The organism is Alkalihalobacterium chitinilyticum, assembly GCF_029028005.1.
In the GTDB taxonomy this organism is placed as follows: domain Bacteria; phylum Bacillota; class Bacilli; order Bacillales; family Bacillaceae_F; genus Alkalihalobacterium; species Alkalihalobacterium chitinilyticum.
The window spans coordinates 169,427-182,860 of sequence record NZ_JAOTPO010000001.1 but is presented as its reverse complement, the minus strand read 5'-3'; the positions used below and the strand labels follow the sequence as shown (position 1 = coordinate 182,860).

Genomic DNA, 13,434 nt, shown 5'->3' with positions numbered 1-13,434 from the left:
ACAACGTAGGCAACTTTAGGGGAATGAGTTGCTGAAGCCGTTCGGTTAAAAATAGACGAAATGGCGCCCAATTTATTGTAACGAGGAAAATTGGGCACTCACTTTATAATCAGTAGGGGAGAGTTAAATGGAAATTATAATTGCATTTGTTATTTCTTACTTAATTGGTTCAATTAGTTTCAGCTATATCATAACGAAAAAAATCAAAAAGGTTGATATTAGACAACATGGGAGTGGGAATGCAGGAGCAACAAATACACTACGAGTACTCGGGGTTGGACCAGCAGTTTCTGTCTTGTTATTAGATGCGGCAAAAGGCATCCTTGCCGTATTGGTGACATTGTGGGTACTTGGTCCAGGATGGGCACCCGCTTTAGCGGGTTTAGCTGCTATCCTTGGACATAACTGGCCTATTTATTACGGGTTTCGTGGTGGAAAAGGTGTGGCTACAACGATTGGTGTAATGGCTTCAATTGTTTTTATTCCCGCTTTAATTGGTGGAGTAATTGCAATAATTTCCATTGCTTTAACCCGTTTTGTTTCATTAGGGTCATTGCTATTTATGGTAGCAACTACGATTGCTACGATCCTGCTTGCTAACTTTTATCAATATCCAATGGCTTATTTTTACTTAAGTTTGATCGTCACTATTTTATCTTTCTGGAGACACCGTCAAAATGTCGTCCGCCTTATTCAAGGAACAGAAAATAAACTGGGTAAAAAAGCGACAACTTAACGAAAGATGTAACCATTCAAGTTCAGGGAGAAAATCTTTTCTCCCTTTCATTCATTTTACTTAGACTAAGTGGCTGTAAGTTTAAGCAGCTAAGAAAACATAGAGAGTTTAATAAACCGAGAAGTTAATTAAGGAGGTGTAATTCTGGTGATAAACTTTGCAGCTTTAACATAAGGTTTTGCTGCTCTTTGTTAGTTACCGGAATTTTCAATATGTCAAAAATAGCTGTCTTAGGTGCGGGGAGTTGGGGAACCGCTTTAGCCATGGTGTTAGCAGATAATCATCATGATGTAAGAATGTGGGCAAGAAGAGAAGATCAAGTAATGGAAATTAATGAAAAGCATACAAATGTGAAGTATTTACCTGATGTAGATTTACCTCACAATATTACAGCATATACAAATATTGAACCGGCCTTAAAGGAGAGCGAAGCTATATTACTCGTTGTTCCGACGAAGTCTATGCGAACCGTTATGCAAGCGGTCAAACCTTACCTTAAAGATGGTGTGCCGATTATCCATGCAAGTAAAGGAATTGAACCTTCTTCATCAAAACGAGTTTCAGAAGTGATTGCAGAAGAGCTTCCAGCTGGCTTTTCTAATTCAATTGTAGTCTTATCAGGACCAAGTCATGCCGAAGAGGTAAGTAAACGTCAGCCTACAACTGTTACCGTCTCGTCATTGGATATGAATGCAGCCGAGCAAACTCAGGACCTATTTATGAACCAAAGTTTCCGCGTATATACGAATGCAGATTTAATTGGTGTGGAACTTGGTGGGGCACTAAAAAATATAATCGCCTTATGTGCAGGGTTAACGGATGGGTTAGGGTTTGGTGATAATGCTAAAGCAGCTCTGATGACGCGAGGTTTAGCCGAAATAACAAGGTTAGGTATTAAACTTGGTGCAAATCCGTTAACATTTTCCGGATTGTCAGGTCTAGGGGATCTCATAGTGACTTGTACGAGCGTACATAGTCGAAATTGGCGAGCGGGGAATATGTTAGGTAAAGGAAAGTCAATTGATGATGTACTGGATCAAATGGGCATGGTAGTTGAAGGAATTCGTACAACAGAAGCTGCTTACTTACTTGCTCAAAAAGTGGATGTTGATATGCCTATTACGAGTGCGTTATACGAAGTTCTATTTAATAACAAGAAACCAGATGACGCTGTAGAAGAATTAATGGGAAGAGTAAAGAAACATGAGGGCGAAGACTTTTCGGGTTTACTTCCCAATCAAAATAAAGAGCATTAGGTTATAAATACAGTTAGCGTGAAGTCGATCAGTGCGAGCTAAAGCCTGCCAACAGTTGGTTCACCTGTTATTTATGAGTATTCATGCACATGCGAAATTGATGTCGCATACGATATGATGACAATACTCATGAGGGAGGACTATACATTGTCTAATAACTTTTTTGATAACATTGAAAAGAAAACAAATGTTAAGCAAGAAGATATTTTTAAGCTGGCGCAATCGGTTAGTAATGCGAACTTAAAAGATGAGCAAACAGTTCGTCAATTAATAGCGCAAGTTGCTAAAATGGCAAACAAACCGGTTTCAAAAGAAAAAGAAGATCAAATTGTGAAAGCGATTATTAACAATAACATGCCGATGGATTTTGGGTCTTTAACGAAAATGTTTGGTAAGAAATAGGTGGAGGAATGGGCTCCTGTATAAGACAAGAAAGCACCTGTAGCATATAATGTATTGAACGGCTATCATCAAGGCTGTCACATGAGGGTGAAGGATTTAGTCAGGTTGGAGATAGGTGCCCCTATTCTCCAACTTTTTTCTTTTTGGACAAGTATTCAATTCATTGAAAAGTTTTGCTATGATATAATAGATTTTGTTATTAAGGAGGTTGATGATATGTCACAAGCTATGATAAATATGTATATTTCATTTTTTGCAATGATCTTAATGTTTATTTCTGTTGCTACAGCAGTATTTAGTAAATTAAAACTTAAAGGGATTTTTAGAGGGATCGTTCTTACTTTTTCTTTTATTTGTCTAATGGTCTCTGGACTTATCGTATTTTTAATTGTAATTGGTGGACCAACTGCTACACTATAACAAGAAATAGGATTGATTTGCATGAAGAATTTTGTTGGAATGATATTAATGACGATAGGAGTACTGTTATTAACTGGATGTCTCTATCCAAGTGAACAGCGTGTAGAAAACCAAGTACCTTATCCTGACCAATTACTGTCTGTTCAACAGGCTGTTACCCAATTTAAAGAAGATACAGGGGTTCTACCAATAAAAAACAGAGATATTGATACACCAATCTATCAGAAGTATCCTGTAGATTTTAGACAATTAGTCCCCCGTTATTTGCAAAATCCACCGGGGAATTCATTTGAAAGCGGCGGGCTTTATCAGTACGTTTTAGTGAATGTAGAAGATGAAGTTGAGGTAAAACTTCTAGATCTTTCTGTAATGCGTGAGATACAAAGGCTGCAAGGTCAGTTAAATCAATATATGCGTAAAAATGATCTGGCCCCGATTGATGAAATGCTAGATACTGGTTTGTTTTCGCTACAGTTTGAAAAATTAAATTACAAAGAACCACCAACTGTAAGAACTCCTTACTTTGGAAATTACTTACCGTTACTTATCGATAATAGTGGTCAAATATTAATTGATTATCGTATGGATATTAATATGGCCTTACAAGAGTTTGAACATTCCTATACGTATGGTGATGATGTCAGAGACATTCTCGTTGAAAATTCTCCATTTGTCCCGGCGTTTTCCATTCCTTATACGATTGACGAACAAGGTGACCCAGTTTATTTTATGGATTTAGTATATGGAAGGGTTTCGAACTAAAAATAAGTGCTAATAAGTGCTAGGATCTTTTATTAATAGAGATCCTAGCACTTTTTTATGTTTTTTATCAGTTAAAGGGTTATAAAGTTGTTAGGTAGTCATATACATACAAGAGGAAGGAGCATTTGTGTAGTTTACAATAAGATGCGTCCTTCATAACGATGATAAATACTGAAGTTTGTCTGCACCGTGCAACACATATCTTTTTTTATAATAATATTTCATTCTTTTTTTAAGGGTTGTCATATTTTTTGGACAACGACATAAGTATGTAATGTCCAACAATTACGGTGCTAGATTTTAAACTTCTAAATTTATACATGATCGGGAGGGGATCACGTGGAAAAGATTGATATTTTCAAAGATATCGCTGAACGTACAGGTGGCGATATATACCTAGGAGTGGTAGGGGCAGTTCGAACAGGTAAATCTACCTTTATAAAAAAGTTTATGGAACTTGTTGTAATCCCCAACATTGAAAACGAAGGTGACAAAGCTAGAGCTCAAGATGAGTTGCCGCAAAGTGCTGCAGGTAAAACGATTATGACAACTGAGCCGAAATTTGTTCCGAATACTGCAGTTTCCATTCATGTTGATGAAGGATTAGATGTAAATGTTCGGTTAGTAGATTGTGTAGGTTATGCTGTACCGGGAGCTAAAGGATATGAGGATGAAAATGGTCCTCGTATGATTAATACACCTTGGTATGAAGAACCAATCCCGTTCCAAGAAGCAGCAGAAATTGGAACGAGAAAAGTAATTCAAGAACATTCCACTTTAGGTGTTGTTGTTACCACGGACGGTTCCATTGGAGACATTCCGCGTTATGATTATCTTGAAGCGGAAGAGCGAGTAATTGAGGAGTTAAAAGAAGTCGGGAAACCGTTTATCGTTGTTATAAACAGTGTTAGACCGCATCACCCTGATACAGATCTACTTCGTCAGGAAATTTCTGAACGTCATGATGTACCAGTACTTGCCATGAGTATTGAAAGCATGACAGACAGTGATATTAACAACGTTTTAAGAGAAGTACTCTTTGAGTTCCCAGTGCATGAAGTCAATGTAAACCTTCCAAGCTGGGTAATGGTATTAAAAGAAGAGCATTGGTTACGCCAAAGCTATGAAGAAGCTGTAAGAAGTACAGTTAAAGACATTAAACGTCTTCGTGATGTTGACCGTGTTGTTGGACAATTTGGAGAATATGATTTTATTGATCAAGCGGGCCTCGCTGGAATCGAAATGGGGCAAGGTGTAGCTGAAATTGATCTTTATGCTCCAGATGATTTATACGACCAGATCCTAAAAGAAGTGGTCGGTGTTGAAATTCGAGGTAAAGACCATTTGCTTCAATTAATGCAAGACTTTGCTCATGCAAAAGCGGAATATGATCAAGTATCTGAAGCGCTTCGCATGGTAAAACAAACAGGTTACGGGATTGCTGCACCGGCGATTACCGATATGAGCTTAGATGAGCCGGAAATCATTCGTCAAGGGTCTCGATTTGGTGTCCGCCTAAAAGCAGTTGCGCCATCTATTCATATGATTAAAGTTGATGTTGAGTCAGAATTTGCCCCAATTATTGGTACTGAAAAACAGAGTGAAGAACTCGTTCGTTACCTCATGCAAGACTTTGAGGATAACCCATTATCGATTTGGGAGTCTGACATTTTTGGAAGATCATTAAATTCCATCGTTCGCGAAGGTATTCAAGCGAAATTATCACTTATGCCTGAAAATGCCCGCTACAAGTTGAAAGAAACATTAGAAAGAATTATCAACGAAGGATCAGGCGGATTAATCGCTATCATCCTATAACAAAAACAATAAAAAAACAACGGTGCCAGGCACCTTTAGTCCGCTAAAGGTGCCTGGCACCGTTTTATTCTGTTTTGTTGTGTTATTGTGGATAAGTTTAAATCATTATTTTTGCTTTTCATATGAAGCTTGTGCTAAAATTTTCTAAGCTTACATATTATGATTGACTTAAGTGTTTGAATGGGGGCATTTATTTTGGATAATAAATTTGACTTAGAAAAAATTCAACAAGCTGTTACGATGATATTAGAAGCCATCGGTGAAGACCCGAGTCGTGAAGGCTTACAAGATACACCTAAACGTGTAGCAAAAATGTATGCAGAAGTCTTTAGTGGTTTGAATGAAGATCCTGCAGAACATTTTCAAACGGTATTTGGCGAAGATCATGAAGAAATCGTGCTCGTAAAAGATATTCCTTTCTATTCAATGTGTGAGCATCATTTAGTACCTTTTTATGGAAAAGCCCACGTTGGATATATTCCTAGAGGTGGAAAAGTTACAGGTTTAAGTAAACTTGCCCGCGCTGTTGATGCTGTTGCGAAAAGACCTCAATTACAAGAGAGAATTACTTCAACGATTGCGGATGCATTAGTTACAGAGTTAGATCCTCATGGAGTTATTGTTGTTGTTGAAGCAGAGCATATGTGCATGACAATGCGCGGTGTGAGAAAGCCAGGCTCAAAAACGATTACATCAGCTGTTAGAGGAACGTTTGCTGAGGATGCATCAGCACGTGCTGAAGTGTTATCTTTTATTAAAGAATAACCAGTACTTTATGTCATTGACAAATAGTAGGGAATAAGGGATAGTAAATTTATATTAAAGCTCTTAATGATAAAAGAATTTTAAGAAGGGGGCTTTTGAATGAGTTCGTCACAAGATTTTATTTTAATTAAAGCAAAAGAAGACGGGGTAAATGTAATCGGTTTAACCCGGGGTTCCGATACAAGATTTCATCATCTAGAGAAATTAGATAAAGGTGAGATTATGATCGCTCAATTTACAGAGCACACATCTGCGATAAAAGTTCGCGGAAAGGCAGTAATTCAAACAAGTCATGGTGAGATGGATACTGAAGTATAGAAAAGCAGGCTTCCCCTGCTTTCTTTTAGTGTTTCAATAAAAAGGTAAGGCTTCCATAATGAAATTCATAGTGACTTTTTGTAAACGTGTTTATTGACGTTTTACAATTATGCTATAATATAGTTCGACGTTAATGAATACAGAAAAATAACATGAGCAACAAAAGATTAACGGGGGACTATATAAATGAATGATTTTAATGAAATGGTGAACGAATGTAAAGATAAATTTTTTTCGCTCACTGAACACACATTTTTACAAAAATATATACAAAAACCAGATATCGATGAAGACAAGGTTCGATTTATATATGCGATGTTATCTGAGCAATTACCCGAAATTGACATTAACAATATTGCGTTGGCTTCCATATTGGTTGATGCAGCTCTTAACACACACGAAAAAGTCTCCCTCAATAAAATTAACTCAGACTATGTGAAAAAAAATCGTCAATTGACTGTTCTCGCTGGTGATTATTATAGCAGCTTGTATTACTATCTGCTGGCACATTCCGGTCAAATGTCAATGATCCGCTTATTTAGTATATCCATTCAGGAAATTAACGAGCACAAAATGAACATTTATCAGAATGAAAACTTGACATTTGAAGCAACTCATCGAGATATTTGCTCCATTGAATCTGCAATCTTACAAAATATGGCGGATCACTTTCAGTTGCCAAACTGGAAACTAGCGATTTCTGAATTCTTTTTCTTAAAAAGACTGATTTTCGAACGAAGTCAATGGTTGGAAGGTAGAAAATTGCCGATTGTACGAGCTCTTATTCATGACCACAAGCAATCGAAACCTGAACCATATAATCCAACACATGTTGAAGTGTTGCAACTCATTAATGAAAAAATTAGTGAAGGAAAAGAACAGGTCGAGAAGCTCTTAGAAGACCCATTATTTCAACAAGATGTTATAATGAAACAAATGGAACGACTTTTCTCGCCATTAAACTACAGTTAAAAAGTTGCGGAAGAAGGGTAAATAATGACACAAACAAAAGAACAACGCGTACACCAGGTTTTTGAGTCCATTTATAAAAAGTACGATATGATGAATTCTGTTATTAGCTTCCAACGCCATAAAGCTTGGCGTAAAGACACGATGAAAATAATGCAGGTAAAAGAAGGCAGTCAGGCGTTAGACGTTTGCTGTGGTACAGCGGACTGGACAATGGCCATGGCTGAAGCTGTCGGACCGAAAGGGAAAGTCTATGGTTTAGATTTTAGCAAAAATATGCTTACGATTGGTGAAAAGAAAGTTAAAGATGCAAAACTTTCACAAGTGGAACTTCTTCATGGAAACGCAATGGAACTTCCATTTAAAGACAATCAATTTGACTATGTAACAATAGGTTTTGGTTTGAGAAATGTACCTGACTATATGACAGTGATGAAAGAGATGCATCGTGTTCTAAAACCGGGTGGAAAAGTCGTATGTCTAGAAACGTCTCAACCAACACTTATCGGGTTTAAGCAATTATATCTTTTTTATTTTAAATTTATTATGCCGATCTTTGGAAAACTTTTTGCAAAAAGTTATGATGAGTACTCGTGGCTGCAAGAATCGACCTTGAACTTCCCTGGTAAAGAAGAACTGGCTAACATGTTCCGTGAGGCTGGTTTTAAAGATGTACAAGTTAAATCGTATTCAGGCGGAGTATGTGCTATGCATTTAGGAATAAAATAGTAATCTTCAAAGAGAGAAGTAGAATTGGGGAAAATAAAGTGATTAGAAAAATAAAAATCATCTTGGAAATGATCAAATTTGAGCATACAGTATTTGCCTTACCATTTGCATTCTTAGGTGCAGTTGTTGGCAGTATAATGGTGAATGGTTCTTGGCCGACACTCCATCAGTGGATATGGATCACATTAGCAATGGTTGGAGCAAGAAGTGCTGCTATGGCCTTAAACCGTCTAATTGATGAGAAAATTGATAAACACAATCCTAGGACTGCTGACCGAGCAATCCCTGCCAATCTTATTTCAAAATTAGAGGTTATTGCGTTTACTATTTTATCTTTCGCACTCTTAATTTATTCCTCTTTCCAATTAAATTTACTTGCCGTTTATTTGTTGCCGGTTGCCGTTTTCTTTCTTTTTATCTATTCGTATACAAAACGGTTTACATGGGCTTGTCACATTGTTTTAGGAATAACAATTGGTATTGCACCTTTAGGTGGCTGGGTCGGTACGACGGGTACACTACCTTGGGTGGCAGCATTTTTATTTTTAGCAGTAGTTTTCTGGATCGCAGGTTTTGATGTGATTTATGCAACACAAGATGCGGATTATGACAAAAAAGCAGGCCTATATTCGATCCCAAGTTCTTTCGGTATTAAAAAAGCGTTACAAATTGCTAGAGGTCTTCATGTATTAAGCTTTATTGCAATGTTAGCCATGTTCTTTGTTAGTCCATTAAGTTGGATTTATCTGATAGGTGTCCTCATTGCAGGTGGAATTATGGTGTACGAGCATATGATTATATCAGAGGACGATTTATCCAAAGTAGGTGTAGCGTTTTTTCCAATGAATGGAATAATTAGTATTGTCATGTTAGTATTTACTATAGGAGACTTACTATTATGAAAAAATTCGATGGGATTTATACGGTTGGTATAACTGGGGCAAGTGGCGCTATTTACGGTGTTAGACTTGTTCAAGAGTTGCTAAGACAAAATTACAAAGTGCACTTAATTGTAACTGAAGCAGGATGGCAAGTGTTTCGTGAAGAGTTAGAGTTAGATACATCTAAGCGAAACGAAGTAATCAAGCAATTATTTAAAGAGAACGATGAACAGTTTTCCTATCATACACTTCAAGATTTCACAGCACCTATTGCTAGTGGTTCTTACCAAAATGATGGAATGATTGTTATTCCGTGTTCAATGGGGACCATGTCAGGAATTGCTCATGGTACTTCTAAAAATTTATTAGAACGCACAGCGGATGTCATGCTGAAAGAAGGCCGTCCATTAATTATTGTGCCGAGAGAAACACCCTTAAACCAAATTCACTTAGAAAATATGTTGAAAATATCTAAAGTTGGTGGAAAAATTCTACCAGCAATGCCAGCTTTTTATCAAATGCCAAAGTCGATGGATGACCTGATTAACTTTGTTGTTGGAAAGGCGTTAGACAGTTTAGGCGTAGGGCACGAGCTCTTTACCCGTTGGGGGGATCAAAAGTGACATTAATCGTCGGAGAAATTTCCTATACCAATATTCTACCTATTTTTTATTATCTAGATCGTGAAAAATTAAGCGATCTAGATTGTCGTTTTGTTCCGCAAATTCCAGCTGAGTTAAATCGAGGTATGGCAAACGGAGCAGTCGATGTAGGAGGGATTTCATCATTTGCATATGGAGAAAATTTTGATCGTTACACACTTTTACCGAACTTGTCTGTTTCAGCCTACTCCAGAGTCGGCTCACTTTTTTTATTTTCAAAGGTACCGATTGAAGAGCTAAACGAAAAGTCAGTAGCCTTAACATCTAGTTCGGCGACGACGATTCATTTACTTAAAATTATATTAGAACGATTCTATGAGTTTTCAGTTGAATATGATGTTATGAAGCCCAATTTTGAATCCATGCTTGAAACACATGATGCGTGCCTCTTAATTGGCGATGATGCAATTAAAACGGTTTGGAATAAATCAGATCGATATTATATGTATGATATAGGTCAACTTTGGTATGAACATACGGGATTACCAATGACTTATGCGGTTTTTGCTGTGAGAAATGAAGTGCTTCAGACAGAAACTGAAAAATTGAGTGTATTATATGAACAGTTGATTAGTAGTAAAAGAAAAAGTATTGATATCAACTATCTACCGATGATTGATAGTATTAGAAACAACTTTGGTGGAACTCAGCTGTTTTGGGAACAATATTTTAAAGGTTTATCGTATGACCTTAATGATCAAATGTTAAAAGGCCTGAATTATTATTATCAATTAGCATATGATTTAGGTTACTTAAAGAAAAAGGTACAAACTATTTCATTGTGGAGTGCTTTTGACCATAGTCATTCCATGTAGTTTAGGGTGGAAGAAATGAAATTAGCAGACGTTTATTATAAATTACAGAAGGATATTAACATCATCGAGAAAGAGTTAGAGGTGACAGTCCAAGCAGATCATGTCACATTAAGTGAAGCTTCCACTCAACTACTCAAAGCAGGTGGAAAAAGAATACGTCCTGTCTTTGTTTTGTTAGCAGGAAAATTTGGTGATTATGATATTCATTCATTAAAAAATATTGCGGTTCCACTCGAACTCATTCATATGGCGTCATTAGTTCATGACGATGTAATCGATGACGCCGAAACGAGGCGAGGTAAGCGAACCGTTAAAGCACAGTGGGATAACCGTGTTGCAATGTATACTGGTGATTATATTTTCGCGCGGGCACTTGAAATATCACTGTATTTTGAAAACCCAAAGATTCACCAAATACTCTCCTACGCAATGATGGAAATGTGTATAGGTGAAGTAGAACAAATCCGTGACCAGTACAACTGGAACCAAAACTTTAGAAATTACTTACGACGTATAAAAAGAAAAACAGCTCTATTAATTGCTGTAAGCTGTGAATTAGGAGCAATTGCAGCAAATGCTCCATTACATATCCAAAAGCGCCTTTATTATTTTGGTTATTTTGTCGGTATGAGTTTTCAAATTACAGATGATGTTCTAGATTTCATCGGTACACAGAAACAACTAGGGAAACCGGCTGGCAGTGATCTTTTACAAGGCAATGTCACATTACCTGCCTTATATGCAATGGACAAAGATCCAGAAATTAAGCGCCTCATCATGGAAACTCTCGATGATCCGTATGTCGATAAATTAGACATCAGAAATGTATTGGATGAGATCAAAAATTCAGGTGGAATTGAATATTCTCTGCAAATCAGTGATATGTACTTAAACAAAGCATTTAGATGCTTAGAAGAATTACCTGACATTGATGCCAAAAAGTACTTATATGAAATTGCAAGTTACATAGGGAAACGAAAGTTTTAATCAACGGACCTCTATGTCTCATATATAAATGAACTTACGCATGTTTGCCCTTAGCGGCCACATGCGTTTTTTGTTGTAGCACCCTCTCTCTAGTAACGTATTAAAGAGGGGGAAGTCCATTTTTTATAATTCTTATATAATGTTTCATTTATTGTATAATTCGTCCAAATTTGATATAATCTAAAAGGCTTGTACATAACACGAAAAATGAGAGGTAGGGTTTTATAATGGAAAGAACGTTTTTAATGGTTAAACCAGACGGAGTTCAACGTAACCTAGTGGGAGAAATCGTTTCTCGCTTTGAAAAGAAAGGTTATAATTTAGTAGGTGCAAAATTGATGACGGTTTCAAAAGATCTTGCTGAAACTCATTACGCTGAGCACAAAGAGCGTCCTTTCTTTGGCGAGTTAGTTGATTTCATTACTTCTGGACCAGTATTTGCAATGGTTTGGGAAGGTGAGAAAGTAATTTCAACAGCTCGTACGATGATGGGTGCTACTAACCCTGCAGATGCTGCACCTGGAACAATCCGTGGTGACTTTGCTGCACAAGTTGCAATGAACGTTATTCATGGTTCTGACTCTCCTGAGAGTGCAGTTCGTGAAATTGGTATTTTCTTTAAAGAAGAAGAGTTAAACACTTACGATAAAACAATTAGTAAGTGGGTTTAATAAAAAGCGGGAAAGGCATCTAAAGCAGATGCCTTTTTCTTTTTTAACGCAATAAAGTTTATATCGAAGATGTCTAGCTCCAGCGCCCAGCGACTAGCGAGACTTCGCTCACCTCCTTACGATAAGTCAACATCGGCTCCCTAGCGATCACCGTGTTTTCTTTATCTCATACGGCGGGCTCCAGTCCGTACGTCGCTAAACGGGCGCTTGCGCTTTTCGTGTCTAGATCCAGCGCCCAGCGACTAACTAGACTTCGCTCACCTCCTTGCGATAAGTCAACATCGGCTCACTTGTTACAAGACAACTACCGATTATAGAACATAAGAAAAAGTTCTATTTTTTCTTTTGCTATTTTATGAAAACCGAACGGATCTTATATTTTTTTGTAGTTTTATCGGGGAAACTGTGATAAAAAGTAATAAATAAGTTTGTTTTTAGAGGAGACAGCAAGACATGAAATGTGATTATAACGAGTTTGTTGATAGTGTCAAAAGAAAAACGGGGATCGATTTAAATTTGTATAAAGAAGCTCAGATGAAGCGCAGATTAACATCTCTTCGTGAAAAAAAAGGATATAACGACTTTACTAGTTTTTTTCAAGCCATGTTAAAGGATGAAAAACTATTTGATGAATTTCTTGAGCGTATGACGATCAATGTATCCGAATTTTATCGAAACCCTAAACGATGGGAAGTGTTAGAAAATAAAATCTTGCCGCGGTTGCTAAAACAAAACCCTCGTCCGAAGGTTTGGAGTGCGGCGTGTTCTACCGGGGAGGAGCCGTATACCCTTGCCATTATTATGAGTCACTTTATGCCATTATCCCAAGTTTCTATTTTAGCGACAGATATTGACCGAGCCATTTTAGAAAGGGCAAAGGTTGGGTTTTACGCAGAGCGTTCGATTAAAGATGTTCCAAAAGAAGTGTTGCACAATGCATTTAACAAAGATGTTATCGGTTATACCATTAAAGACGATATTAAAAAGACTATTAAATTTAGGCAGGGCAATTTACTTGCAGACCGTTTTGAGTCGAACTTTGATTTGATCGTTTGCCGAAACGTTATGATTTATTTTACAGAAGAAGCAAAGCATGAACTATACCAGAAGTTTAGTGATGCGTTAAGGCCTGGCGGAGTCCTTTTCGTAGGAAGTACAGAACAAATATTTAATCCTCAGACGTATGGCTTTGAAACAGAGGATACTTTTTTTTATCGGAAAAAGTAATGAAACTTCATATAAA

General features: G+C 37.1%; 16 protein-coding genes. All 16 read left to right on the top strand.

Features of this window, described 5'->3' with window-relative positions; all coding sequences use genetic code 11:
* Window positions 1-127 precede the first annotated feature (127 nt).
* The 16 genes from plsY to N7Z68_RS00830 all read left to right on the top strand — a co-directional run bounded on the left by plsY (window position 128) and on the right by N7Z68_RS00830 (window position 13,418).
* Entirely contained in the window at window positions 128-736 is a 609-nt protein-coding gene (gene plsY, locus N7Z68_RS00905) for a glycerol-3-phosphate 1-O-acyltransferase PlsY (RefSeq protein WP_275116571.1), read from the top strand.
* A gap of 212 nt (window positions 737-948) precedes the next feature.
* On the top strand, window positions 949-1,992 hold the full coding sequence (locus N7Z68_RS00900) for an NAD(P)H-dependent glycerol-3-phosphate dehydrogenase (protein WP_275116570.1): 1,044 nt from the start codon (window positions 949-951) through the stop codon (window positions 1,990-1,992).
* A 147-nt stretch (window positions 1,993-2,139) separates the two neighbouring features.
* Entirely contained in the window at window positions 2,140-2,394 is a 255-nt protein-coding gene (locus N7Z68_RS00895; RefSeq protein ID WP_275116569.1) for a stage VI sporulation protein F, read from the top strand.
* Window positions 2,395-2,610: 216 nt separating this feature from the next.
* Window positions 2,611-2,814: a DUF2768 domain-containing protein gene (locus N7Z68_RS00890; RefSeq protein ID WP_275116568.1), complete on the top strand. Its 204-nt coding sequence runs from the start codon at window positions 2,611-2,613 to the stop codon at window positions 2,812-2,814.
* A 21-nt stretch (window positions 2,815-2,835) separates the two neighbouring features.
* Entirely contained in the window at window positions 2,836-3,576 is a 741-nt protein-coding gene (locus tag N7Z68_RS00885; protein ID WP_275116567.1) for a YphF family lipoprotein, read from the top strand.
* A 339-nt stretch (window positions 3,577-3,915) separates the two neighbouring features.
* A complete protein-coding gene (gene spoIVA / locus N7Z68_RS00880; protein WP_275116566.1) occupies window positions 3,916-5,394 on the top strand; it encodes a stage IV sporulation protein A in 1,479 nt (492 codons plus the stop codon).
* A 195-nt stretch (window positions 5,395-5,589) separates the two neighbouring features.
* Window positions 5,590-6,159, top strand: a complete 570-nt coding sequence (gene folE / locus N7Z68_RS00875) for a GTP cyclohydrolase I FolE (protein WP_275116565.1) — start codon at window positions 5,590-5,592, stop codon at window positions 6,157-6,159.
* 99 nt (window positions 6,160-6,258) lie between these two features.
* Window positions 6,259-6,477 (top strand): trp RNA-binding attenuation protein MtrB, encoded by a 219-nt coding sequence (gene mtrB / locus N7Z68_RS00870; protein WP_275116564.1) that lies wholly within the window; start codon window positions 6,259-6,261, stop codon window positions 6,475-6,477.
* A 186-nt stretch (window positions 6,478-6,663) separates the two neighbouring features.
* Complete coding sequence (locus N7Z68_RS00865; protein ID WP_275116563.1) at window positions 6,664-7,449, top strand: heptaprenyl diphosphate synthase component 1; 786 nt, start codon at window positions 6,664-6,666, stop codon at window positions 7,447-7,449.
* A 24-nt stretch (window positions 7,450-7,473) separates the two neighbouring features.
* Window positions 7,474-8,175, top strand: a complete 702-nt coding sequence (locus N7Z68_RS00860) for a demethylmenaquinone methyltransferase (RefSeq protein ID WP_275116562.1) — start codon at window positions 7,474-7,476, stop codon at window positions 8,173-8,175.
* A gap of 38 nt (window positions 8,176-8,213) precedes the next feature.
* Window positions 8,214-9,077, top strand: coding sequence for a UbiA-like polyprenyltransferase (locus tag N7Z68_RS00855; protein WP_275116561.1), 864 nt, complete (start codon window positions 8,214-8,216; stop codon window positions 9,075-9,077).
* Window positions 9,074-9,679 (top strand): UbiX family flavin prenyltransferase, encoded by a 606-nt coding sequence (locus N7Z68_RS00850; RefSeq protein WP_275116560.1) that lies wholly within the window; start codon window positions 9,074-9,076, stop codon window positions 9,677-9,679. The genes N7Z68_RS00855 and N7Z68_RS00850 overlap by 4 nt, the downstream gene beginning before the upstream one ends.
* Window positions 9,676-10,533 (top strand): menaquinone biosynthesis protein, encoded by an 858-nt coding sequence (locus N7Z68_RS00845; RefSeq protein ID WP_275116559.1) that lies wholly within the window; start codon window positions 9,676-9,678, stop codon window positions 10,531-10,533. Before N7Z68_RS00850 ends, N7Z68_RS00845 begins: the two co-directional genes overlap by 4 nt.
* A gap of 15 nt (window positions 10,534-10,548) precedes the next feature.
* Entirely contained in the window at window positions 10,549-11,520 is a 972-nt protein-coding gene (hepT, locus tag N7Z68_RS00840; RefSeq protein ID WP_275116558.1) for a heptaprenyl diphosphate synthase component II, read from the top strand.
* A gap of 227 nt (window positions 11,521-11,747) precedes the next feature.
* Window positions 11,748-12,191, top strand: a complete 444-nt coding sequence (gene ndk / locus N7Z68_RS00835; RefSeq protein ID WP_275116557.1) for a nucleoside-diphosphate kinase — start codon at window positions 11,748-11,750, stop codon at window positions 12,189-12,191.
* Between the two features lie 453 nt (window positions 12,192-12,644).
* A complete protein-coding gene (locus N7Z68_RS00830; protein WP_275116556.1) occupies window positions 12,645-13,418 on the top strand; it encodes a CheR family methyltransferase in 774 nt (257 codons plus the stop codon).
* Window positions 13,419-13,434: the final 16 nt, after the last annotated feature.